Origin of the sequence: Shinella fusca, from assembly GCF_014203155.1 — a bacterium.
Lineage (GTDB): Bacteria > Pseudomonadota > Alphaproteobacteria > Rhizobiales > Rhizobiaceae > Shinella > Shinella fusca.
The window spans coordinates 217872-240605 of record NZ_JACHIK010000005.1 but is presented as its reverse complement, the minus strand read 5'-3'; the positions used below and the strand labels follow the sequence as shown (position 1 = coordinate 240605).

The window sequence follows — 22734 nt, the reverse complement described above, 5'->3', positions numbered from 1 at the left end:
ATCTGGAACGCCAGCTGGCGGCCCTCAGGAAACAGATGGCGGGCGTGCCGGCACCGGCACCGGTGGAAGCGGCGGCTGCCGCACCGGCGCCGCGCAGCGTGGAAATCACCAAGGTCAAGCGCCGTACCGGCGAAGCGGAGAGGAAGGCGATGCGCGAGAAGCACAGGCAACAGCAGCAGGCCCGCCAGCAGAACGAGGTGCGGGACGACAGCAAGGCCGCGCTCGAAGGGCGCAGCTTCCTCTATGTCGGCGGGCGCGATTGCCAGGTGGCGCATCTGCGCCAGATCGCCAGCTCCTACGGCGCCAACCTCATCCACCATGACGGGGGCCTGCGCGAGGCCGTCTCCCGCATCGACAACGTGCTGCCCTCCGTCGACTGCGTCTTCTGCCCCATCGACTGTATCAGCCACGATGCCTGCATCCGCGTGAAGACGGGCTGCAAGAAGTGGGAGAAGGCCTTCGTGCCGCTGCGCAACGGCAGCAAGTCCTCCTTCGAGCGGGCCCTGCAGAGCATGACCCAGGGAGACAATGTCCAGTGAATGAAGAAAGACCCGAGGCCTTCATGATGATCGGCCTGCACAAGCTGGCCGCCCAGAACGGCGATGGCCTCGTGCCGGAGCTCTATGCGCTCCTGACGCGCCGGACGGAGATGCTGGAAAGCGCGAACGTCACGGCCTTCCCGATCGAGAGCGCCCGCCCGCCGGCCCGCCTTTCGGGCTTCGAGCCGGGCCCGGCGCTCGAGGCGCGCAACGACAATGTCCTTGCCTTTCCCGCGCCGCGCCGGCTGCGGCGGGATTCCATCTAGGTGGCGTTGCCCGCGCCCCGCGCTTCGGCGCGGGGCGTCAGCCTTCCCGTCGCGGCAGGAAAGCGCCGAGCGCGACCGCCAGCCAGCCCGCCATCATGATCATGCCGCCGGTCGGCGCGGACATCGGGAAGAGCCCGTGTCCGGAAAAATGCCGGAAGACGAGGTCTCCGGCAAAGAGCGCCGTGCCGAGCGCCAGCAGCAGCGCGGCGAGCGGGGCCGTCCGCATGGCGGGCCAGGCCGCATGAAGCGCGACAAGCGCCGGGGCATGGGCAAGGCACATGGCCGAGGCGCCGGCCATCAGCCGCGGATCGCTGCCGTGGGAGGCCGCCGCCGCCGTGGCGACGCCCGCGATCCCCATCAGGCCGGCGACCAGCAATGTTGCCGAGCGGAACGAAAACGACATGGCTCTTCCTATTCCTGGTTCTGCATGTGGTGGGCGAGCCGCGTCACCGGCTCGAGGATGATCTTGCGCAGGCCCTCGCTCGGCACGGTCTCCTCCAGCGCCCGCACGAAGCAGAGCAGCCATTCGTCCCGTTCCGCAGGACCGATCGACGCCATGAAATGGCGGCGGCGCAGCATGGGATGGCCGCGCTTCTGCGTGTAGAGCGGCGGTCCGCCCAGCCAGCCCGTGAGGTATTCGTAGAGCTTTTCCTCGCTGCCCGAGAGGTCCGGCGGATGGATGGCGCGGCAGCGCGCCGCCTCCGGCAGGCTGTCCATCAGCGCGTAGAAACGGCGCGTCAGCGCCCGCACGCCGGCATCCCCGCCGACCGCCTCGTAGAGCGTGATCGCCTCGCCTTGCTGTTCCCGGTCGTCGCCCGTTTCCGTCATGGCTTTTCATAGCTCCGGCAAGGCGTGCAGGCAACGCCGCATCGCGCCTGCGGCAACTTGCCGGCGCGCGCTTGCGCCATTGACATAAAACCGTCCAGACGGTATGTTTATACCATGAGCAAGGCCCATCACCGCAGGAAGCAACCCGAAGCCGTCCGCCAGCAATTGCTGGAGGTCGCGGCGAAGCTATCGCTGGAGAAGGGGCCGGCGAGCGTGACGCTCGATGCGGTCTCGCAGGCCGCCGGCGTCAGCAAGGGCGGGCTGCTGCACCACTTCCCCAACAAGCTCTCGCTGCTCGACGGCCTCTTTGCCGACCTCACGGAAAAGCTCGACCGTGCGCTGGCGGAGCGGATGCGTGAGGACCCGCACCCGAAGGGCCGCTTCACGCGGGCCTATGCGGCGGTGTTCTTCCAGCCGGAAGGCCTGCAGGACGGCGACCAGTGGAAGGTGCTGACGGTGGCGCTGATTTCCGAGCCGCACCTGCGCGAGCGCTGGCGGCAATGGATGGAGCGGCACCTTGCCGAGAATGTCGGCACGGATTCCTTCCTCGATGCCCTCCTCGTGCGCTACGCGGTGGACGGCCTCTGGCTTGCCGATCTCCTCGGGGCGCCGGTCATCGATGCCGAGGCCCGCGCCGCCATGCTCGCGCGTCTGCTCGCGCTTTCCCGTTCCTGATCCTTCCCGCCTTTCGCGCCGTGTGTGCCGGAGCCATGCCATGAACCTCACCGCCGTCTATGCCGTCCTCGTCGTCGCCATCGTCTTCGAGGTGCTCGGGACCTCCGCCATGCAGGCCGCGCAGCATTTCTCGCGCCTCCTGCCGACGGTGATGATGGTGGCGTGCTATGCCGTCGCCTTCTACTTCCTCTCCTGGAGCCTGCGTTACGTTCCGGTCGGCATCGCCTATGCCATCTGGAGCGGTCTCGGCATCGTGCTGATCTCGCTCGTCGGCTATTTCGCCTTCGGCCAGAAGCTCGACCTTGCCGCCGTGTGCGGCCTCGGCCTCATCATTGCGGGCGTCGTTGTGCTGAACCTTTTCTCCAAATCGACATTCCACTGAAAGGGAGCTGGAATCGGCAGGGCCCCCGCTTGCCAAGAAGCGGGTCTGGTTCTATCGGTTGCGCGAATTGAAAGCGGTTTCAATTTTCGGCCTTGAAGGAACGGCACATGGCAATACGCACCATCGTATGGGGTGAGAACATCCACGAGCAGACGAACGCAATCGTCCGCTCGATCTATCCGGACGGCATGCACAACACGATCGCCGACGCTCTCAACAGGGACCCGGCCATCGAGGCGACGACGGCGACGCTGCAGGAGCCCGAGCACGGGCTGACCGAGGCCCGCCTTGCGGACACGGACGTGCTTGTCTGGTGGGGCCACAAGGACCACGGCGCGGTCGACGACGCGGTGGTGGAGCGCGTGGCAAGGCGCGTCTGGGAAGGCATGGGCCTTCTTGTGCTGCATTCCGGCCATTTCTCGAAGATCTTCAAGCGCCTGATGGGCACGCCCTGCGCGCTGAAATGGCGCGAGGCGGGCGAGCGCGAGCGCGTCTGGGTCGTCAATCCGCGCCATCCCATCGCCGAAGGCCTTGGCGAGAACTTCGTGCTGGAAAACGAGGAGATGTACGGCGAGCAATTCTCCGTGCCGGAACCGCTGGAGACGGTCTTCATCTCCTGGTTCGCCGGCGGCGAGGTGTTCCGCTCGGGCCTCACCTGGCGGCGCGGGGCCGGCAACGTCTTCTATTTCCGTCCGGGCCACGAGACCTATCCGACCTATCACGACGCGACGGTGCAGAAGGTGCTGGTCAACGGCGTGAAATGGGCCTTCAACCCTCAGGGCACCTACAAGGCGATCCACGATGCGCCGAACGTGCCGGTGGAACGGGCGCTGGAGCCCATCGAGGAGCGCGGCCCGAAACTCCACGAGGCCGGCGAAGCCGGTTACCGCTGAGGAAAGCGATGCGTCTTCTTGTTCTTGGAACGGGCGGCATGGCCAACAGCCATGCCCAGCACTTCGCCGCGATCGAGGGTGTCGAACTGGTCGGCGCCGTCGACGTCGATCCCTCGCGCGCCAGGGCCTTCGCCGAGCAGCACGGCATTCCCAACGTCTTCACCTCGCTGGACGATGCCATCGCCTGGGACGGTTTCGACGCGGCGACCAACGTGACGCCGGACCGGGCGCACCATCCGACGACGCTGGCGCTGCTTGCGGCGGGCAAGCATGTCATGTGCGAGAAGCCGCTGGCGGAAAACCATGCGAAAGCGGACGAGATGGCCCGGGCGGCCGAGGCCTCCGGCCTCGTCACCATGGTGAACCTCACCTATCGCAACGTCGCGCCGCTGCAGAAGGCGCGCGCCATGGTGCTGGCCGGCGAGATCGGCCATGTGCGCCATGTCGAGGCCTCCTACCTGCAAAGCTGGCTGGTTTCCAAGGCCTGGGGCAACTGGGCGACGGAAAGCCAGTGGCCCTGGCGCCTTTCCACCAAGCACGGCTCCAACGGCGTGCTCGGCGATGTCGGCATCCACATCCTCGACTTTGCCGGCTACGGCGCGGCGAGCGACGTGGAGCACGTCTTCGCGCGCCTGAGGGCCTTCGACAAGGCGCCCGACAACCGGATCGGCGAATACGACCTCGACGCCAACGACAGCTTCACCATGACGGTGGATTTCGCCAACGGCGCGCTCGGCGTCATCCATGCGAGCCGCTGGGCGACGGGCCATCTCAACGAACTGCGCCTGCGCATGCATGGCGACAGGGGCGCGCTGGAGGTCATCCACTCGACGGAAGGTTCGCGCCTGCGCGGCTGCCTCGGCGAGGATGTGGAAAAGGCCGTGTGGCGGGAGATCGACGCCGGCACGGTGCCGACCAACTACCAGCGCTTCGCCACCGCCGTCGCGGCCAACCAGCAGGTCGAGCCCGGCTTCCGCCATGCCGCCGATCTCCAGAAGGTGCTCGATCTCGCCATCGAGACGGAAAAGGAGCGCCGGGAGCTCAAGGTCTGAGATCAGCCGGGCGCCGGGCCGGTCGAGCCGCGCACGCGGAAATCGACGGGCCATATCTCCTGCAGCGCCTTCGGCGCCTCGCCCCGCAGCAGCCGCAACACAAGATCGCCGATCCGCTCGCCTGCAGAGCGGATCGGTGATTGCGTCGTGGTGACGGGCGGCACGAAGTTTTCCGGGCTGAGATAGGGGAAGACGTCGTCATGGGCGATGAGCGAGACGTCCCTGCCGACGGCAAGCCCCGCGATGCGGATCGCCCGCATGGCACCCAGCGCAGACATCATCGAGCCCGCGATGACCGCCGTGGGCGGGGCGGGGAGGGCCAGGAAACCCTGCATCAGCCGGAAGCCGTTCTCGTCGGTGAACTCGCCGTGGCCGGTGAGCGCCGGATCGGCGGTAAGCGACCGGCGGGCAAGCGCCGTGCGGTAGCCGAGGTCCCGGTCGCGCGCATAGGTGTTTGCCGGATCGCCGTTGATGAGGGCGATGCGGCGGTGGCCGAGGCCGGCCAGATGCTCCGTGGCGGTGGCGATGGCGCCGAAATTATCGATGTCGAGGAAGGCGAAGGGCCTTTCGGCCTCGCTGCGGCCGTGCACGACGAAGGGCAGGCCCAGCTTCTGGAGCAGGGCGATGCGCGCATCCGCGACCTTCGGCGTGTGCACGACCACGGCATCCACCCGCTTGCTGGCGGCAAGGCGCCTGTAGGCCGCCGCCTCGTCGGCCTCGGTCTCGACGGTCGAGACGAGGATGTCGATGCCGTCCTTCTGCAGGCGCGTCGAAAGCCCGCCCATGAATTCGCTGGAATGCGGGCCGAAGCGCCCGCCGCCCTGGAAGACGATGCCGATGGCGCCGGCCCGGCCGGTCGCAAGCCGCTGGGCGCTGATGTTCGGCCGGTAGCCGAGCCGCTCGGCCGCTTCCAGCACGCGCGCCCGCGTTTCCGGCTTCACCTCCGGATATCCGCTCATCGCCCGGCTCACCGTCGTCTGCGACAGGCCGATGCGGGCGGCAAATTCCTTCAGTTTCATTCGCTCTCCCCGGCGTTCTGGCCGCCCTTTATGGCCCTTCGGGCCGGGGGGAGCAAGCGAGGGACCGGGCCTTGGGTGCCTGCACGCCGGCACTTTCTTAAGTTGCATAATCCCGCTTGAAATTCGTGAAAGACAAGTTAAGGTAACGATATTAGCGAGAAGGTTGTAATTTACTTCTAGGTCGCCTCTATGTGAATGGCGAAGCGGGCGGCATTTACTGCGGCCTGCCAATGATTTTTTCCGGGCAGGGACGGCCCGGTTTTGCGACGATCTTTGGGGGAAGTCATGCAGTCGAGCATCGAGCGGCCGGCTGCAGCGGGTCCGTTTGCGCGGTCGGGCCTGCTGCCGGAAAACCTCACACGAGCCGAAGACGGGTGGCTCCGGCGGGGGCGCACCGTGCCGCCGGCCGATCGGACGGGGCCTCCGCTCGTCCATGTCCCTTCCGCCGGCGGGCGTTTTCCCGCCTATCTCCGTTTACTCGAGCGGTCGTTCGGCGCGCGGCCGGGATGGCTCCGGGATATCCTTTTCGCCCGCGCGCCTGTCCTGTTCCTGGCGGCCGAGGAGAGCTTCCTGCTCTATGTATTCGCCGGGCTGCTGCGCGCGCTCATGGGACGGCGGACGGTCGGCCTGCTGCTGCGGCCCCTGCCGCTCGCCGTGTCGGGCAACCGCCGGTGCCGGTGGAGGCGCGCCGTGCTCGGCCGTCTCCGGCGCATCGGTGCGATCCGCACGCTGACGGCCCTGCCGTTCGACGTCTTCCCGGCCTTTGCGGCGATTGCCGACGGCTGGATCCACGATTTCCAGCTCTGGGACCTGACCGCGGAGGAACGCACGGCCGTGGAACTGCTGCGCGAGACACGGCGGACGGGCGGGCGCCTCGTGCTGACGGCCATCGGCGCGCAGGATTGGCGGAAGGGGTTCGACCTCTTTTCCGAGAGCTATGTCGGGTTCACCAGCCTGCGGGCGCGCTTCCGCTTCATCGCCTGCGGCAAGGTGGCAGAGGAGATGGCGGCCCATGCTGCGGCCCTGCGGGGCGCCGGCGGGGTCGTGGTGGACCGCGTCATCTCGGATGCTGAACTGCTCGGCGCCTATGCGGCGAGCGATGCGGTCTGGTGCCTCTATCCGCCTGCGGGCGACCATGCCTGCGGCATCTTCGGCCGCGCCGCCCAGCTCGGCCTTCCCGTCGTGGTGCGGCAGGGATCGCTCTGTCATCGGCTCTGCGTCCTGGAAAACATTCGCCATGTCGCGGTGACCGCCAATGACATGACCGCGCAGCTTGCCGCACCGCTGCCGCCGCGCGACATGATGGGCGGACGGCTCGCCGCCATGCGCTTCGCCCGCCACAGCAAGGCGGTGCTCCGCACGGCGCTCGGCCTTGCCCCAAGCCAGGACGAGGCGGGAGCCTGAGGCTTCCTAGGCAATGCGCTTGCCGTCCTCCTTGGTGAACGGCCCGTTCTGCGTGTCCGGCAGGATATCGAGCACGATTTCGGAGGGACTGCGTCCGTATCGTCGCCACCGAGGAATTCGCAACGCATAGCGGTGCCGAAGCGCGCCTTTCGCGAGACCTGCACCCTCATCTCGACCACCTTCGACCATGACGAGGCCAATCCCGATTTCGTGCGGCTGGTCAGCATCGAGAACATCCACTGCGTGTTCACGCGCCGGGCGGACCCGATCGACGTGCACATGCTGATCAGCGCCTTCTGCTTCTTCCGCGTTTCCAACCGCCATACGTTCGGCATGATCTTCCGCCGCGACCTCTCCGAAGAGGAGACGATGACGCGGCACAAGGGCATGATCGCCGATGCGGTGATCAACTACCTCAAGGCATAGGGCCCGGAGGCCGGACCCTGGCGGCTCTCGTCTCGCCGCGTATCTGGGGATTCCTATTTTCCGGCCGGCGAACTATGACTTCTCCATGGAAGATTCGGCGAAGATTCGTTTTTCACGTCGCGGTGGACCGTTCCTCGCAAGGGCCGCGCTCCTCGGTACGGTCACGGCGATGGCCGCCGCGGGTTGTGCGGCGCGGCCGGGCGTGGGTATCGCGACGACGTCGGTGATCGTGCCGGCCTCGAGCGCATTGGTCGTGCCCGCGCCGGGCACGTCTTCCATCGTCAGCGTGGTCCAGCGGCAATACACCAATGCCGTCGAGCAGCAGGTGGCGCTGTCGACATCCGCCGCCACCCCCGGGCAGAATTTCCTGAGCATCCAGGCCTTCGGCCCGGTCGAGACGGTCGCGATGCCCGGCGGCACGCTCGCCTTCAAGCCGGTGCGCCATTCGGCGATCCTGTCCGAGATCCGGACCTATTTTCCCGGCCGGGCGCTTGCGATCTCCTCCAATTTCGTACGCAACGGCTACGGGCCGTTCGGCTACGCCTACGGCCGTGGCGCCGGCAATGACGGCTGCCTCTACGGCTGGCAGCAGATCCGTTCCGACGAGGCCGACCGCAACAAGCTCAACAGCCTCGGCATGATCCAGATCCGCCTTCGCGTGTGCGAGGCGGGCGCCTCGGAGAAGGATCTGGTCGAGTTGATGTACGGCTATACCATCGTCGGCGGCTTTGCCGGCGCGACATGGAACCCTTACGGCAAGCCCGCGTCCGTCGATGGCGAGATCGGCGGCGGCGAGCCGCTGCGCGTGCCGCTCGACGAGCGCAAGGCGGCGACGGCGGAGCCGGAAGGACGTGTCGTCCGGGCCCGTGCGGTGCCGGAAAGGAAGCCGGCCCTGCGGGCGGAAACGACGGGAACGGGCAGCGCCGTCATCGTTCCCTCGCCCACCGGCGGCAATGCCACGGCGACCGCGACCGATGCCGTCGTGGTGCCGTCGCCGGTCTGCGTGACGGGCGCATCGGGGTCGGCGACCTGCAAATGACGTCCGGGCCGCTAGCCTAAATTTTTCCTTAAGGGTCTCACGGTAAATCTTGCCTCAACGCTATGATGGCGAAGGACGGGTGTATGAGACATTCCGGCACGGTTATCCTGTGGGCGCTCGTGTCCGCCCTGGTGATCCTTGTGATCACGCTGCCTATCAATCTTCAGACACAGTTGGTCGCCAGCATCGCCGTGGTCACGTTCATGGCGGTGATCAAGGTGCTGCGCGCCGAGGGCACCTGGCGGCTCATCGCGCTCGCCTTCGGCACCGCGGTGGTGCTGCGCTACGTCTACTGGCGCACGACGAGCACCCTGCCGCCGGTCAACCAGCTCGAGAACTTCATCCCGGGCTTCCTGGTCTATCTCGCCGAGATGTACAGCGTGATGATGCTGGCCCTCAGCCTCTTCGTCGTGGCCATGCCGATGCCCCCGCGCAAGAGCCGCACGGCGGTGGACGGAAGGCTGCCCTCCGTGGACGTCTTCGTGCCGAGCTACAACGAGGACACGGCTCTTCTGGCCAACACGCTCGCGGCGGCGAAGGCGATGGACTACCCGGCGGACAAGCTGACGGTCTGGCTGCTCGACGACGGTGGCACCGAGCAGAAGCGCAACGCGGCCTCCGTGGTGGAAGCCCAGACGGCCGGCGCGCGCCACCGCGAATTGCAGGCGCTCTGCCACGATCTCGGCGTCAACTACCTGACGCGTGCGCGCAACGAGCACGCCAAGGCCGGCAACATGAATAACGGCATGCAGCACTCGACCGGCGAGCTCATCGCCGTCTTCGATGCCGACCATGCCCCCGCGCGCGATTTCCTGCGCGAGACGGTCGGCTATTTCGCCGACGATCCGAAGCTCTTCCTCGTCCAGACGCCGCATTTCTTCCTGAACCCCGACCCGCTGGAGCGGAACCTGCGCACCTTCGAGACGATGCCGAGCGAGAACGAGATGTTCTACGGCATCATCCAGCGCGGCCTCGACAAGTGGAACGCGGCCTTCTTCTGCGGCTCGGCGGCCGTGCTGCGGCGCGCCGCGCTCAACGAGGCGGGTGGCTTCTCCGGCCTTTCCATCACCGAGGACTGCGAGACGGCGCTGGCGCTGCATTCGCGCGGCTGGAACAGCGTCTATGTCGACAAGCCGCTGATCGCCGGCCTCCAGCCGGCCACCTTCGCCAGCTTCATCGGCCAGCGCAGCCGCTGGGCACAGGGCATGATGCAGATCCTGCGCTTCCGCTTCCCGCTCTTCAAGCGCGGGCTCTCGCCCTCGCAGCGTCTTTGCTACATGTCGTCCATGCTGTTCTGGCTGTTCCCGTTCCCGCGCACGATCTTCCTCTTCGCCCCGCTCTTCTACCTCTTCTTCGACCTGGAGATCTTCACGGCCTCGGGCGGCGAATTCCTCGGCTATACGCTCGCCTACATGCTCGTGAACCTCATGATGCAGAACTATCTCTACGGCTCGTTCCGCTGGCCGTGGATCTCCGAGCTCTACGAATATGTGCAGAGCGTGCATCTGCTGCCCGCCGTCATCTCGGTCATGCTCAATCCGACCAAGCCGACCTTCAAGGTCACGGCGAAGGACGAATCGATCAGGGTCTCGCGGCTTTCGGAGATCAGCCGGCCGTTCTTCGTGATCTTCGCCGTGCTGTTCGTCGCCTTCCTGATGAGCATCTACCGCTTCTATTCCGAGCCCTACAAGGCCGACGTCACCTTCGTCGTCGGCGGGTGGAACCTCCTGAACCTCCTCATTGCCGGATGCGCCCTCGGCGTCGTCTCCGAGCGCAGCGAACGGGCGGCAAGCCGGCGCGTCACGATCAAGCGCCGCTGCAGCTTCGTCTTCGGCGGGCGGGATTATCCCGCGACGCTGGAGAACGTCTCGGCGCACGGCGCGCGTATGCAGGTCTTCGGGCTCGAAACGGAGGCGCCCGTCGGTGCCACCGCCGAACTGCGCTTCGTGCCCTACGGCGCCGAGCACGAGGAGGCGCTGCCGGTCGACATCCGCAACCACGAGAACCTCGGCAATGTCGTGGCGATCGGCTGCCGCTTCATGCCGGAGATCGCGCGCCACCATGCGCTCGTCGCCGACCTGATCTTCGCCAACTCCAACCAGTGGAGCGATTTCCAGGTTTCCCGCCGGTCCAATCCGGGCCTCGTGCGCGGCACGCTGTGGTTCCTCGGCATCGCGCTCTACCAGACGAGCCGCGGGCTTCTCTATCTCCTGCGCAGCATGGGCGGGCGCAAAGAGGAGGCCGCATCGTGACCTTCTCCATTGCAAGGGCGGCCATGCTCGGCCTTTCCCTCGTCCTCTTCGCCCCGGCCGGCTTCGCGCAGGAAAGCGCGGTTCCCTTCGACATGTCCGGCGAGCGCCCGGCCGGCGACAGGACGCCGGAGGCCGGCGGCAACGAGCCCGTCGTCACGACGATGCCGGAAAAGAAGGCCCCTCCGGCGGATGCCGCTGTCCGGCGCTACATCATCCCGGCTGCCTCGCTGCTCCTCGGCGGCGAGGTCGACAGCCAGTCCTTCCCCATCTACCTGACGAAGGCGCAGGCGAGCGTGGCGACCGCGATCCATCTCGGCTATTCCAACGCCGTCGTCGTCGCGCCGGAATCCTCGAACCTCACGGTCGTCGTCAATGACGTTTCGGTTGGCAGCGTGCCGATCCAGTCGCCGGAAGGCACAAAGGACATCCGTTTCGATCTGCCCGCCGGCCTGCTGCGGCCAGGCGTCAACCGCGTCACCATCGCCGTGGCGCAACGCCACCGCACCGACTGCACGATCCGCTCGACCTACGACCTCTGGACCGCGGTCGACCCCGCGCGCACCTATCTTGCGGTGCCGCGCGAGACGGACGGGCGGCTGCTGACGGCCGACGACATCGCCGCCATCGGCGTCGGGCCCGAGGGGCGGACGCGCTTTACGATGGTCGTGCCGGAAATGGGCCAGCCGGCAGCGGCGAGCGCCCTCATGCGTCTCGGCCAGGGACTGGCGCTGATGGCGAAAATGCCGAACCAGACCTTCGATGTCGTCGAGACGTTGCCGAAGACGGCCGGGCCCGGCGACCTCACGGTTCTGGTCGGCACGGCCGACGATCTTTCACCCCTCCTGCCCGACCTGCCGGCGACCGCGCGCTCCTCCGCGATCTCCACCTTCGTCGATACGCCTTCCGCCGACCGCAAGGTCTTCGTCGTCAGCGGGCCGGACTGGCCGTCGATCGAGGCGGCGGTGGAGGGCATCGTCTCCCCCGTCGACCGGCCGCCGGGCGTCAACCGGGAAGCGCTCAGCGTGCGCCAGCGCAATGCCAGCGAAATGCCGCTGGTGACGGGCGAGGCGCTTTTGACCTTCGCCTCGCTTGGCGTGCGCACCAGTGAGTTCGGCGGCCGCCGCTTCCGCGCCGGCTTCGATATCGGCATTCCGTCGGATTTCTACGCCGGCGCCTATGGCGAGGCGACGCTCCTGCTCGACGCGGCCTATTCCGCAGAAGTGCTGCCGGGCAGCCATGTCGACGTCTATGTCAACGGCAGCATCGCCTCCACCGTGCCGATCACCAGCCGGAACGGCGGCATCTTCCGCCACCTGCCGATCCGGGTGACGATGCGCCACCTCAGGCCCGGGCCCAACCGCATCGACTTGGAGGCGGTGTTGATGACCAGGGCCGACACGGTCTGCGCGCCCGGCGCCACGGCACTTGCCGAGCCGCGCTTCGCCCTCTTCGATTCCTCCGAATTCCGCCTGCCGCGCTTTGCCCGCATCGCGCAGCTTCCGAACCTCGCCGCGCTTTCGGGCACCGGCTTTCCCTATAACGGGCAGGCCGATCCGGCCGCGCTCTATCTCGACCGCCTCGACGGCGACACGCTGTCGGCCGCGGCGACCTTCCTCGGCAAGCTGGCGGTATCGAGCGGCCGCGCCATAAGGGTGCGGCCGGAAACCTCGGCGCTGGCGATCAGCGGGCGCGACGCCATCCTCGTCGGCACGATCTCGCAGCTCCCGCCCCTCGTTCTCGGCCAGGCCCATATCGCGGCCGAAAGCGCATCCGCCTGGGGTGCGCCGGCCTCGGGCGGCTCGCAGCAGGGGGCGACGCAGGAAGCCTTCGCCGAATGGCAATCGCGCGTGCGCGGCGGCTCATGGCGCGGGCAGATTTCCGCGCTCGAATCCTGGCTGCAGGCCACGTTCGACATATCCTTCTCCTCGCTCTCCCTGCTGCCGGGGGCGGAAACGCCGGTTGCGCCGGACGAGAAAGCGCGCTTCCTCGTCGCGCAGGGCGACAATCCGGAAGAAACGGCGACATGGACCGTGCTGACGGCCCCGAGCGGCGCGGCGCTCAAGGCCGGCATGGACGACCTTGCACAGGATGTCCGCTGGCAGCAGCTCGACGGCTATGCCAGCCTTGCGGGAGAGGATGCCGGCGCGCTCGATACGCGCGCCGCCGCCCGCACGCGGTTCGTTACCACCCAGCCCTGGAGCTTTGCCAACCTGCGCCTCATCGCCGCCAACTGGCTTTCCTCGAACATCCTCGCCTATGCGGCGATCTTCTGCGTCCTTTCGATCCTTCTCGGCATTGCCACATCGGGGCTTTTGCGACGTTTCGGAAGGTCTTCGTGAGCCGGTTTTTACGAGTGGTTAACCATATCGCGCTTTTATCGGGCCTGGTTGGCTCTTCCTGGGGGACATGGCGACATGTCCCGTCGTTCATGGCGCATGGTGTCGCCGCGGTCCAGGCCGGGAGCCGGATGTGGCTAGCATACCGGGGAAGGTCGGGATGAAGTCGATCTTGATGGCGTTCGTCCTCGTCTCTGCCGGTGCGGCCAGCCTGGCCGGCCAGCCTTTTTCCATATCCGACGGCCAGATGCCGGGCCTCGACGCGGGCGATGCCGCAAACGCCAAGCAGCCGCGCCGGCTCGTCGCGCAGGCCGGGAAGGGGGCCGATGCGGATGCCGGGCAGGGCGTGGACGCGACACCCGCCGGCCCCGTCGTCGACGAAAGTGCGCTGCGCTATTTCGCGGCCCGCGGCGATACCGCCCGGCTCAATGCCGAGATCGCCCGCCTGCGCACGCTCTACCCCACCTGGACGCCGCCGGAAAATCCCCTTGCCGTTCCGGTCAACGAGGACCGGCAGCTCGAGGCGATGTGGGCGCTCTACAGCCAGTCGCGGTATGCCGACGTGCGTGCGGCGATTGCCGAACGCCGGAAGCAGGACCCGCAATGGACCCCGCCGGCCGACCTCGTCGAACGGCTGGACGTCGCGGAAAAGCGCGCCGCGCTCGTCGCCGCCTCGAACGGCGGGCGAAACGAGGAGGTCGTGCGCATCGGCGCGGAAACGCCGAGCCTCCTGACCTGCAGCGATGCGGACGTGCTCTGGCGCGTCGCCGAAGCCTTCGCCAGGACGGACCGCCTGCAACGCGCCAAGGATGCCTATCTCTACATGCTGAACAACTGCACGGACGCGCCGGTCCGCATCGCGACCGTTCAGAAGGCATCCGTGCTGCTCGGCTATGCCGACATGCAGGACCTCCTCGCGCGCGAGCATGCCGGAACGGACGGCTCGCAGGAATTCGACGCGATCCGCAACGACCTTGCCCGCCGCTTCGTCGGCGAGGGGGCGGAGGACCCGGCCCTGACGGTCGCGCCCGCCTATCTCAAGACCGTCGAGAAGCTGGTGGCGGGGGAGGGGCTCGCGTCCGATGCCCTGCTGCTCGGCTGGTATCACCTTCGCCGCGACGAGAATGCCGTCGCCGAACCCTTCTTCCGCAAGGCGCGGGCCATCGAGGATTCCGCATCCGCCTCGCAGGGCCTCGCCCTCATCCTGCTCGCCCGCAAGATGCCGGCCGAAGCGGAGGACGTGATGTATCCTTGGCGGACGAGCTCCGACCAGGCGATGCAGACCTATCTCGCCGCGACCGCCAACCTCCTGGCGCTCGACCCCGTGCCGGTGCTGGACACGAACGTGCTCGGCCGCATCGCCGCGGTGACGCTGGAGCAGAAGAATCCGGAGACCGGCGAGCAGTTCGGCTGGTATGCGCTCGCCATGGATCAGCCGCGGACGGCCGAGCAATGGTTCGCGCAGGTGTTGTCCTGGAAGGCGGACTACGAGCCGGCCGCCTACGGGCTCGGCGTCGCGCGCCTGCGCCTCGACGACATGGCCGGCCTTGCCGCCGTCAAGCAGGCCTGGGGCAAGCGCTCGGAACGCATCGCACGGCTCGGCGAAAGCCGCGGCGAGGAAGACGCTTCGGTCCTGCCGCGCCGCAAGCTGCCGGTGGCGAGCGTGGAGACACAGGAGCGGGCCGAGGAGCGCCGCCCCGCCGTCGAGGAGGTCGCCGCGCGGCCGCAACGGAGCAAGCGCACGGCGCGCCGGGCGGAAGGCACGGGCACGAGCTGCCGCACCTCCCGCGACCTGCACGGCCTTGCCCCGGGAAGCGCATTGGCGCTCGGCTGGTGCCTGATGGAGATCAACCGTCCGCTGGAAGCGGCGCAGGCCTTCGAGGCGGCGCTGGCGGGCGAGGGGCAGACGCGTAGCGACGCGGCCTATGGCCAGAGCCTTGCCTATCTGCGGGCCGGCCTGACGAGCGACGCCGCCGTTGCCGCCTCGAAGGCGAAGCTCGACGGCCGCCGCGGCGGCGAGCTGCAGGCCGCGATCCTCGCCGACAGGGCCGTCAGCAGCTTCCGCGCGTCGCGCTACCGGGAAGCGCTCGTATTCCTCGACCAGCGCAGGCAGATCGTGAACGAGCCGACCGACTTGATGGTGCTGCGTGCCTATGCCTACAAGAATCTCGGCCTGCGCGCCGATGCCATGCGCCTCTTCGAGGCTCTCGGCGAGACCGGCCAGCAGGACGCCATCCGCGCCCTTGCGGAAATGCGCACCGAACGGGACAGGCGCCAGTGAAACCGCGCGGCCGACAAGCGGGCAGAGGTCTCCGCGTCCCCGGCCGCTTGCGCTGGAAAAGGGCTGCTGCAACCGTCCTTGCCGTGGCCTGTTCCGCGCTTGCAGCAGTCCCTGCCGCTTTCTCTCAGGAGCCGCAAAAACTCTTCGTCAACGACAGGAGCGGCGCGGCCGTCGCGGCGGAGGTGCTGGAAGGGCAGGCGAGGGCGGATGCCCTTGCCCTCGCGCGCGTTCCCTCGGCGACGTGGTTCATGGAGAGCTCTCCTGAGGAGGCGAGAGCGGCCGTCGCCGATGTCATGGACAGGGCCGCGGCGGAGGGTGCGGTCCCGGTCCTCGTGGCCTACAATATTCCTCACCGGGATTGCGCCCTCTATTCGGCCGGCGGCGCAAGGGATACGGCCTCCTATATCCGATGGATCGAAGCCTTCGCCGCGGGGATCGGCAAAGGGAAGGCGATCGTCGTGCTCGAGCCGGACGGCCTCGGCGTCATCCCCTTCAACCGGAACGTCGACGGCGATCCGGAGCCCTGCAGGCCGGAAGGGGCCGATCCCGCCCATGCCGCGGCGGAACGGTTCGCCCAGTTGAGCCGGGCGGTGGAAATCCTCAAGGCGATGCCGGGCACCCGCGTGTATCTCGATGGCACGGGCAGCAACTGGCTTCCCCCCGGCGATGCCGCCGACCGCCTGACCAAGGCGAATATCGGCAAGGCGGACGGATTTTTCCTCAACGTCTCGAATTTCGAGAGCGACGACCGGATCACGCGGTATGCCGCCTGGCTGAGCGATTGCCTTGCCCTCGTTGCGGCAGGGGCGCTGGAAGCAAGAAGCTGCCCCAGCCAGTTCCATCCGGCGAACGAGGAGGACATAACGACCTGGGCGGAAACGGACCGCGCCTACGACCGTGCTTTCGCGGCGGCCGGACTGACGCGCGATCCGGTAAGGCAAAAGCACGCCGTCATCGACACCAGCCGCAACGGCGCAGGTTCATGGACCCCGCCGGACGGACGGTACAAGGATGCCGAGATCTGGTGCAATCCACCCGGACGCGGCCTTGGCCGGCGCCCCACGCTCCAGACGGACAACCCCTATATCGACGCCTTCCTCTGGATAAAAGTCCCTGGCGAATCCGACGGCCCCTGCCACCGCGGCACGCCCGGCCCGCTCGACCCCGCCCGCGGCATCGCGGCACCGTCGGCCGGCAACTGGTTCCCCGACCAAGCCCGCGAACTCATCCAACACGCCAATCCACCGTTCGACATCAGCAGATAAACGCCTGATTTTTGGCCCTCAAGCACCGCGGCCCGCGCTCACTTCCGTAGGAAATCGGCACCTTCATAATTTTATATTGAATTAGCGCGCCAAGGAGAACAAAGGTGAGAACGCAGATGCAATTGATATAAATATATAAACTGGTAGTGCATGCAAAGGCATGCAATGCTGGGTACTCCAAGATCACTTGCCTCGACAGGTGTACGCAAGAGATCCCGCAAATAACGCGGATCGTCGCGCTTCCGGGTATCCGCGCCTCAGAACACTGACGGGGCAGCATCCAGTAGGCTGGGTTTACCGCGGGTCAGGCGGTAAATTGCGAAGCGACGTTCAGCGCGGCCATTCGCATCGAACCGGAAGACGCCCGTGGCGCCAGCAAAGCCCGAAGTGGCGTGCAGGGCTTCTGGGGTCAGGCCCTGCTCGCCTTTCGCACGCGCTATCCCGGCGGCGACGGCGACGGCGTCAAAGGCATAGGCCGCCTCAAGGGAAAGGGCGCGCCCATAGGCTTCCTGAAAGCGAGTAGAAATGCGTTTCAGGGCGGTCTGATCCACCAGGGCAAGCAGCGAGCCTTCCAGTGCGGGTTCGGCATAGCTTTCGGCAGGCCATGTGCCGGTGCCGAGGAAAGGAACATCGGCAGGCAACGCGCCGCCCTGCCGTAGGATCGGGGCGATGACCTTCGGCGCATCGGCTCCGATCAACAGCACCGCCTGCACATCTCCCAGCCTGGCAAGGCTCTTCTTGCCAGCCGTCGAGCCGGGATCGGTCACGATATCGACAAGGGTCGCGCCCGCCTTCTTTATACCATCCCGTAAGCGCTGCGCCTGTGCATCGCTCAGTGGGCGTGCGGCCACCGCCATGATCTGCGTTCGGCCCGCGCCGGCCGCATAGGAGGCAACCTCGATGAGGCCGTCGATCTCGTCGGAAATGATGGAAACGCCATCTCCGACCGGCTCGCTTGCAAGCAGCACAAACGGCGATCCTTTCGCTCCGGTGGCGACAGCCTCGGCCAGCGAAGGCGATCCGATAAAGAACTTCACACCGCCCGCTGCCGCCTTTTGCACCTGTCCCGCCGCATCGGCGGAACCTGCCGCGACATCCTCGACAGTGAGCGATAACTTGCCAGCCCCAAGCTCCTTCACTGCGAGCGCCGCACCGTCACGATAATCACCCGCAGCGCCTGCTGTGCTTCGATCGATGAAGAACGCGACATGTGCGCTGGCAGCATCGATGTTAGCCGGCGCGCCCGATACTGTACCGCTGCTTTCCTGTTTTGCGCTGGCAAGCACATCGGGTGTCGATCCGGACTGACAGCCCGTGAGCACCCCCAGCACCAGCGTACAGACACCAGCGATGCGAGCGTAATATGAGAGGAGGCGCATGGGCGGGATCAGTTCATATATTGCAGCATGCGCGTATGGAAGCATTCGCACTTGTTGATCGTATCTTCATCGCGATAGCTTGCCTTGAGATAACCGTAGGCCTTACCGCAAGCGACCTTGGCCTCGGACGCCCAGGTGAAGGCCGGCTGGCGTGAACTGATCCACTTCGGATCGTCAGCAACGCCCACCGCCTCATTCATCAGCCGCACGACCTCGTCCGAAAGCGCGGCGTTGCTCTGCTGGGCAAGCAGAGTGGAACCTGTGGCCAAGGCACACTGCGAATACTCTTCGCCAAGATCGGCCGCGTGAGCGGTCACACTACCGGCAAGCAGGATCGCCGCGGCAACAATCGTTCGCATAGAAAACATGAAGTCCCCCTGGATCGGCCGAGACGGCCGGCTTCGTCTACCTTTTATCGAGAAACCGGCCGCCTCGAAAGGCGGCCGATATACAGTCCATTTGTTAGACGGTCGCGTTCTGCGTGTGATGCTGATCGTCATTGTAGAGTATCTTCACGCCGGCATTGGCATCCAGAACCGCGACGGTGGTAAAGTCGCTCGCATTGCCGGTCGTGCTGACCTGCAACTGATCCGCCGCACCGTCCCCGCTCTCGACGGTCCGAACGAAGTCACCGATATTGTCTGCCGTCACGTTGTTGCCAAGCAAATGCGAAATATCCACAACATCCCCCTCGGCGGCGTCGTAGCCGGTGAGGATTTCCGCCATCGCGCCACCCGAGACCAAGACCGACGGGTCGATCACGAATGTATCCGCACCCACCGTCGAGTCGCCATCGACATTGCCGCTGTCGCCGAGGAGCGCATCGAGATTGACCTCGACGTAGCTCCCGGTCGATCCGTCGGCATAGTAGACCGTGCCTTCGCCGGCGATGGCCTGTCCATCGATCGTATCGACCGAGGGCGCCGTCGTCGACGCGCCGATGCCGCTGATGCCGTGGTCGGCCAGATGGCTGAGCTCACCCGCTTCACCGACGCCGTCGCCATTGGCATCCTGCCAGATCAGCAACTTGCTGAACGCCTCGTCGTCGGCATCGATGATGCCGTCGCCGTTGCTGTCGAGCGATGCCAAGGCCGCCGCGCCGCTGGCGAACTTGCCGCCGTTGAAGTCGGGCGTGAAGATCTCGCTCCCGCTATCGATCTTGCCGTCACCATTGACGTCATAGGCGAGGATACCGTCGTTGCTGGTGTTCCAGGCTACCTGGTCGGCAGAACCGTCGGCGTTGATGTCGAAGTGAATACCGTTTTCAACGCTGGAGAAGCTGTAGCCGTTGTGGTCGAGATCGACGACGATGGGGTCAACTATGCTTGAGATAGAAGCATAATTTACCATAAAACGTGGACTATCATTCGCCGTGACGTCACTATAATTATTGAATACGGCTACAAGCCTGGCTCCACCCTTATCGTCCGCATCTGAATCATAGTACAATGAGACGAGATTTTTGCCCTCAACGTCAGAATAAGCGAGAACAAATACACCTCCATCAAATGTCCCCTTCTGATTTCTAAGGAGAGTATCGATATCGCTTGCCGTGTCTGCGGAATTCTTGCTCAGATCAAAGACAACGAGATCAGCTCCCGCTATATCGGAGCCGAAAATCCCAGTCGCAGTAACCGTCTTGATTGAATTGATCGCTCCAACCCCAGTATGATTTTGCAGGTTGAAGTTTACAAAATTGATTACGTCACCTTCGCTGTTCTTAAAATCAGTAATGATGTCATAATCTGTGGTGGAACCATCAAGGACAAAGGTATCCTTTCCCGCTCCGCCGGTAAGCGTGTCCTTTCCTGCACCTCCAATGAGTTTGTCGTCACCATTGCCCCCCATCAAGGTGTCGGCACCCCCGCCGCCAGCGAGAATGTCGGCGCCGTTACCACCGGTGATCTTGTCGTTACCCGCACCGCCGGTGATCTTGAAGGCTCCGCCGGTTTCAGCCGCACCGTTCCAGCTCAGCGCCTGGTTGGACTTAAGCGCAGAACCATCGACGGTGAGCGTTGCTCCCGTAGCAACCAGCGTATCCTTGGTCACTATGCTCGTCGGTGCCGAGCCAAGCACGATGGTTTCGATATTGGTCACATTGTCGAGAGCAGTCGTGTTCGAAGTCGAACCGGTGAACGTCAATGTGTCGTTGTCGGCACCGCCATTGATCGTGTCAGCGCTCGTCAGGTTGCCCTCGAGGATGAACGTATCGTCACCCGCACCGCCGCTTAGCACATTGTTGCCGGAGTTCCCGACAATTACGTTCCCAAGCTCGTTGCCCGTGCCGTTGATGTTTGCGCTGCCCGTCAGCGTCAGGTTCTCGACATTGTCGCCGAGCGTATAGCTGACCGATGCATTGATTTTATCGGTTCCCTCGCCCGCGAGCTCGGTGACCACATCCCCGGCATCGTCAACGATGTAGGTATCGTTCCCCTTGCCGCCGAGCATGGTATCCGCCCCAGCACCACCGTCGATGATATCATCGCCGCCATTGGCAATGATGTAGTCGTTGCCCGCGCCGCCGTTGATCGTATCGGCAGCTTCGCGTCCGATCAGGATATCGCCGAAAACCGTACCGGTGAGCGTCGAGCCGGTTTGCTGGATGACCGTAACCAGGGCATTGTCGGCTGTGCCTCCGTTCGTGCCGCTATAGGTGAACTGGCCACCGTTGGAATTGCTATCCTTGACGATGAAGTCGTTGCCGGCCTGCGGATGGCTGACAGTAAGATCGACAGGGTTCGATGCGCCCGCGCCGATCTGCGAACCGGCCTGATCGTTGAACCGCAGCGCGGCCTCGGAAATCACGATGTCGCTGCTTCCGACATTGGTGATCACACGGTCGCCATGCAGCGGGTTTGCGGGGCTATCGACCTTGTTGAGATCGATCGTCAACGTCGACGAGGACGTGTCGCCATCAAAATCCTTGACCGTATAGGTGAAGATTTCCTTGGGATCATTTCCCGTGATCTGGCTGGCATCCTTGGTCAGCGTATAGGTATAGCTGCCGTCCTTCTTGATGACGAGCGTACCGTAAGCGCCGTTCACCTGGAAATCACCCAAACTATTAAGAGCGCCACCCTGAGTACCGAAGGCGACAGCGGAAACCTGAAGTGGTCCGTCCGCACCGGCGGCATCATCTGCGATCACGTCGCCGGTCGCCATGATGTTACCCGTATTGGACGAAACGAAGCTCACCGCCAACTGGTAGGTATTGGCCTTCCCCTCGTAGGTCCGCACGGTATCGACAACCTGATTGTTCTCATCGACGAAACCGCGCACGGCGAGCGTATAATCCTGCCCCGCGATGTTCACGGATACAGTCTGGGTCGTGATCGTAATAATATCGCGATTTTGCTCCGCGGTGCCATCATTCGGCGTTTCGTCGTGTTTGAACGTGATGGTTATCGGACCGACCGGAACCTCCTCGCCGTTGATGATCGCCATGAAGTTGACGGTCAACTGTGCGCTCGAAATGCTTGTGCCCGAATCGATGGACTGATTGTTGTGGGTGAACTTGCCCAGATAGAAGGTCTCGTTGGTCCCCAGATGAGCAAGATCGATTGCCGGGCTATCGGCAAATTCGTAGCCCGACGTTCCACCGGTGCCCCAGGTGACACCGTCCTTGTTCTCGGTGTGCGAATAGTTGATGTTGGAGCCACCCTGGAGGATTTTCCACGTCGCATCCACCGTCGCCACGGCGAGGTCATCCGTAACGATATTGATACTGTTGCTGTTCGGATTCGCGACCGGCATGTCGTCGTCGACCGTGATCTTCAGCGTGCCGCTGGTCGCGTCGTCGTTGCCGTCCTTGATGGTGTAGCCGAGCGAAATGTTGATATCGTCCTCTTCGCCTGCCACCTTGTGGTCCAGCGCCTTGAGGAGGGTGAATTCATACTTCGCGCCGGCGTTTGCGCCCGAACCGACATCCGTCAGCGCGATCTTGAACGCGGCGCTATTGGCGGCAATGGTTGAGGTAGCCGGGTTGGCAATCGTCGTGCCGTACAGCACCTTCGCGCTGGCATCCCAATAGTAATAGAGCTGCGCACCACCGGACTTCACGAACGATCCGTCTGTCGCAACCACGGCACCTGACTGCGCGGCGAAGGCCACTGAGCCGACGCCGTCGGCGCCGTAGTTGCCAAGGGATCCGGTCATGCCGGATCGCTCGGCGTCACCCGTTTGGCTGTCATGGTTGCCGGTCGACAGATCATCCTCGTCGGCAACCACCTGAGCTGAGGTCACGGTCGGAGCCGCGCTGTTGAGAACTTTGATCGTCTCGCTGCTTTGGCTTGAGTCTCCATCCCCGTCCACGGCTTTCACCGTGAAGGTGAAGCTCTGGTCGGCACTGACCGAATTGTTGGGCGATGTGAAGGTCCAGGTTTTGTCTTCATTGAAGGCGAGCGTGCCGTTGGCGACATCGATCGTCATCACGCCGCTCGTGAACACAACCTGCTGCGCGTCGCCGCTGCCGATCTGGATCGTGAACTCCGACGGCGCAACGCCGTCCGCGCCCGCAACCAGATTCCAGGTGCCCGAGATCGAATGCCCTTCCGTTACCTGCGGCTCGTTGGGATTGCCGTTGACAGCCGTATCGACCAGGGGAACGTCATCGACGATCTGGACGTTGAAGGAGCCGGGCGCGGTGTCGTTGTCGCTGTCAGTGACCGTGAAGGCGACGTTGGAGAGGGTGAAGGTGTT

General features: G+C 65.2%; 18 protein-coding genes and 1 pseudogene. 13 read left to right on the top strand and 6 right to left on the bottom strand.

Features of this window, described 5'->3' with window-relative positions:
• The first annotated feature begins 149 nt into the window (after positions 1-149).
• A complete protein-coding gene (locus tag HNQ66_RS10195; RefSeq protein WP_184143862.1) occupies positions 150-539 on the top strand; it encodes a DUF2325 domain-containing protein in 390 nt (129 codons plus the stop codon).
• Positions 536-805, top strand: a complete 270-nt coding sequence (locus HNQ66_RS10190; protein ID WP_184143741.1) for a hypothetical protein — start codon at positions 536-538, stop codon at positions 803-805. The genes HNQ66_RS10195 and HNQ66_RS10190 overlap by 4 nt, the downstream gene beginning before the upstream one ends.
• Before the next feature lie 37 nt (positions 806-842).
• Here HNQ66_RS10190 and HNQ66_RS10185 read toward each other — a convergent pair whose 3' ends face one another.
• Both HNQ66_RS10185 and HNQ66_RS10180 read right to left on the bottom strand, forming a co-directional pair.
• Complete coding sequence (locus HNQ66_RS10185; protein WP_184143739.1) at positions 843-1208, bottom strand: DUF423 domain-containing protein; 366 nt, start codon at positions 1206-1208, stop codon at positions 843-845.
• Positions 1209-1216: 8 nt separating this feature from the next.
• Complete coding sequence (locus HNQ66_RS10180; protein WP_184143737.1) at positions 1217-1633, bottom strand: group II truncated hemoglobin; 417 nt, start codon at positions 1631-1633, stop codon at positions 1217-1219.
• 114 nt (positions 1634-1747) lie between these two features.
• Between HNQ66_RS10180 and HNQ66_RS10175 the strand changes: the two genes are divergently transcribed.
• The 4 genes from HNQ66_RS10175 (at position 1748) to HNQ66_RS10160 (ending at position 4635) form a co-directional block, all read left to right on the top strand.
• Positions 1748-2308, top strand: coding sequence for a TetR/AcrR family transcriptional regulator (locus HNQ66_RS10175; protein WP_184143735.1), 561 nt, complete (start codon positions 1748-1750; stop codon positions 2306-2308).
• On the top strand, positions 2253-2690 hold the full coding sequence (locus HNQ66_RS10170) for a DMT family transporter (protein ID WP_452586675.1): 438 nt from the start codon (positions 2253-2255) through the stop codon (positions 2688-2690). Before HNQ66_RS10175 ends, HNQ66_RS10170 begins: the two co-directional genes overlap by 56 nt.
• 107 nt (positions 2691-2797) lie before the next feature.
• Positions 2798-3583, top strand: a complete 786-nt coding sequence (locus HNQ66_RS10165) for a ThuA domain-containing protein (RefSeq protein ID WP_184143731.1) — start codon at positions 2798-2800, stop codon at positions 3581-3583.
• 8 nt (positions 3584-3591) lie between these two features.
• Positions 3592-4635, top strand: a complete 1044-nt coding sequence (locus HNQ66_RS10160; protein WP_184143729.1) for a Gfo/Idh/MocA family protein — start codon at positions 3592-3594, stop codon at positions 4633-4635.
• 2 nt (positions 4636-4637) lie between these two features.
• Here HNQ66_RS10160 and HNQ66_RS10155 read toward each other — a convergent pair whose 3' ends face one another.
• Entirely contained in the window at positions 4638-5654 is a 1017-nt protein-coding gene (locus HNQ66_RS10155; protein ID WP_184143727.1) for a substrate-binding domain-containing protein, read from the bottom strand.
• 285 nt (positions 5655-5939) lie between these two features.
• On the opposite strand from HNQ66_RS10155, the gene HNQ66_RS10150 reads away from it, so the two are divergent.
• The 7 genes and pseudogenes from HNQ66_RS10150 to HNQ66_RS10120 all read left to right on the top strand — a co-directional run bounded on the left by HNQ66_RS10150 (position 5940) and on the right by HNQ66_RS10120 (position 16657).
• On the top strand, positions 5940-7058 hold the full coding sequence (locus HNQ66_RS10150) for a hypothetical protein (RefSeq protein ID WP_184143725.1): 1119 nt from the start codon (positions 5940-5942) through the stop codon (positions 7056-7058).
• Between the two features lie 162 nt (positions 7059-7220).
• Positions 7221-7484 (top strand): annotated as a pseudogene (locus HNQ66_RS10145) (TetR/AcrR family transcriptional regulator); the annotation flags it as partial.
• An 85-nt stretch (positions 7485-7569) separates the two neighbouring features.
• Entirely contained in the window at positions 7570-8523 is a 954-nt protein-coding gene (gene bcsN / locus HNQ66_RS10140; RefSeq protein ID WP_184143723.1) for a cellulose biosynthesis protein BcsN, read from the top strand.
• A gap of 83 nt (positions 8524-8606) precedes the next feature.
• Entirely contained in the window at positions 8607-10775 is a 2169-nt protein-coding gene (bcsA, locus tag HNQ66_RS10135) for a UDP-forming cellulose synthase catalytic subunit (protein WP_184143721.1), read from the top strand.
• A complete protein-coding gene (locus tag HNQ66_RS10130; RefSeq protein ID WP_184143719.1) occupies positions 10772-13114 on the top strand; it encodes a cellulose biosynthesis cyclic di-GMP-binding regulatory protein BcsB in 2343 nt (780 codons plus the stop codon). The genes bcsA and HNQ66_RS10130 overlap by 4 nt, the downstream gene beginning before the upstream one ends.
• 157 nt (positions 13115-13271) lie before the next feature.
• Positions 13272-15392, top strand: coding sequence for a cellulose synthase (locus tag HNQ66_RS10125; RefSeq protein ID WP_184143717.1), 2121 nt, complete (start codon positions 13272-13274; stop codon positions 15390-15392).
• Positions 15393-15475: 83 nt separating this feature from the next.
• Entirely contained in the window at positions 15476-16657 is a 1182-nt protein-coding gene (locus HNQ66_RS10120; protein WP_184143715.1) for a glycoside hydrolase family 6 protein, read from the top strand.
• 257 nt (positions 16658-16914) lie between these two features.
• On the opposite strand, the gene HNQ66_RS10115 is transcribed toward HNQ66_RS10120, so the two are convergent.
• The 3 genes from HNQ66_RS10115 to HNQ66_RS10105 form a co-directional block, all read right to left on the bottom strand.
• The gene (locus HNQ66_RS10115; RefSeq protein WP_184143713.1) at positions 16915-18036 is read right to left on the bottom strand and encodes a type 1 periplasmic-binding domain-containing protein; all 1122 of its coding nucleotides are present in this window, start codon (positions 18034-18036) and stop codon (positions 16915-16917) included.
• An 8-nt stretch (positions 18037-18044) separates the two neighbouring features.
• Positions 18045-18404: a hypothetical protein gene (locus tag HNQ66_RS10110; RefSeq protein ID WP_246434261.1), complete on the bottom strand. Its 360-nt coding sequence runs from the start codon at positions 18402-18404 to the stop codon at positions 18045-18047.
• Positions 18405-18498: 94 nt separating this feature from the next.
• On the bottom strand, positions 18499-22734 hold a 4236-nt coding region (locus HNQ66_RS10105), incomplete at its 5' end, for a beta strand repeat-containing protein (protein WP_184143711.1).

What these genes read in the sequence shown, in the direction of transcription:
- HNQ66_RS10195 (WP_184143862.1), top strand. Translation starts at nt 150, where the DNA reads ATGCGCGAGAAGCACAGGCAACAGCAGCAGGCCCGCCAGCAGAACGAG.
- HNQ66_RS10185 (WP_184143739.1), bottom strand. Translation starts at nt 1,208, where the DNA reads ATGTCGTTTTCGTTCCGCTCGGCAACATTGCTGGTCGCCGGCCTGATG.
- HNQ66_RS10180 (WP_184143737.1), bottom strand. Translation starts at nt 1,633, where the DNA reads ATGACGGAAACGGGCGACGACCGGGAACAGCAAGGCGAGGCGATCACG.
- HNQ66_RS10175 (WP_184143735.1), top strand. Translation starts at nt 1,748, where the DNA reads ATGAGCAAGGCCCATCACCGCAGGAAGCAACCCGAAGCCGTCCGCCAG.
- HNQ66_RS10170 (WP_452586675.1), top strand. Translation starts at nt 2,253, where the DNA reads ATGCCGAGGCCCGCGCCGCCATGCTCGCGCGTCTGCTCGCGCTTTCCC.
- HNQ66_RS10165 (WP_184143731.1), top strand. Translation starts at nt 2,798, where the DNA reads ATGGCAATACGCACCATCGTATGGGGTGAGAACATCCACGAGCAGACG.
- HNQ66_RS10160 (WP_184143729.1), top strand. Translation starts at nt 3,592, where the DNA reads ATGCGTCTTCTTGTTCTTGGAACGGGCGGCATGGCCAACAGCCATGCC.
- HNQ66_RS10155 (WP_184143727.1), bottom strand. Translation starts at nt 5,654, where the DNA reads ATGAAACTGAAGGAATTTGCCGCCCGCATCGGCCTGTCGCAGACGACG.
- HNQ66_RS10150 (WP_184143725.1), top strand. Translation starts at nt 5,940, where the DNA reads ATGCAGTCGAGCATCGAGCGGCCGGCTGCAGCGGGTCCGTTTGCGCGG.
- bcsN (WP_184143723.1), top strand. Translation starts at nt 7,570, where the DNA reads ATGGAAGATTCGGCGAAGATTCGTTTTTCACGTCGCGGTGGACCGTTC.
- bcsA (WP_184143721.1), top strand. Translation starts at nt 8,607, where the DNA reads ATGAGACATTCCGGCACGGTTATCCTGTGGGCGCTCGTGTCCGCCCTG.
- HNQ66_RS10125 (WP_184143717.1), top strand. Translation starts at nt 13,272, where the DNA reads ATGAAGTCGATCTTGATGGCGTTCGTCCTCGTCTCTGCCGGTGCGGCC.
- HNQ66_RS10115 (WP_184143713.1), bottom strand. Translation starts at nt 18,036, where the DNA reads ATGCGCCTCCTCTCATATTACGCTCGCATCGCTGGTGTCTGTACGCTG.
- HNQ66_RS10110 (WP_246434261.1), bottom strand. Translation starts at nt 18,404, where the DNA reads ATGTTTTCTATGCGAACGATTGTTGCCGCGGCGATCCTGCTTGCCGGT.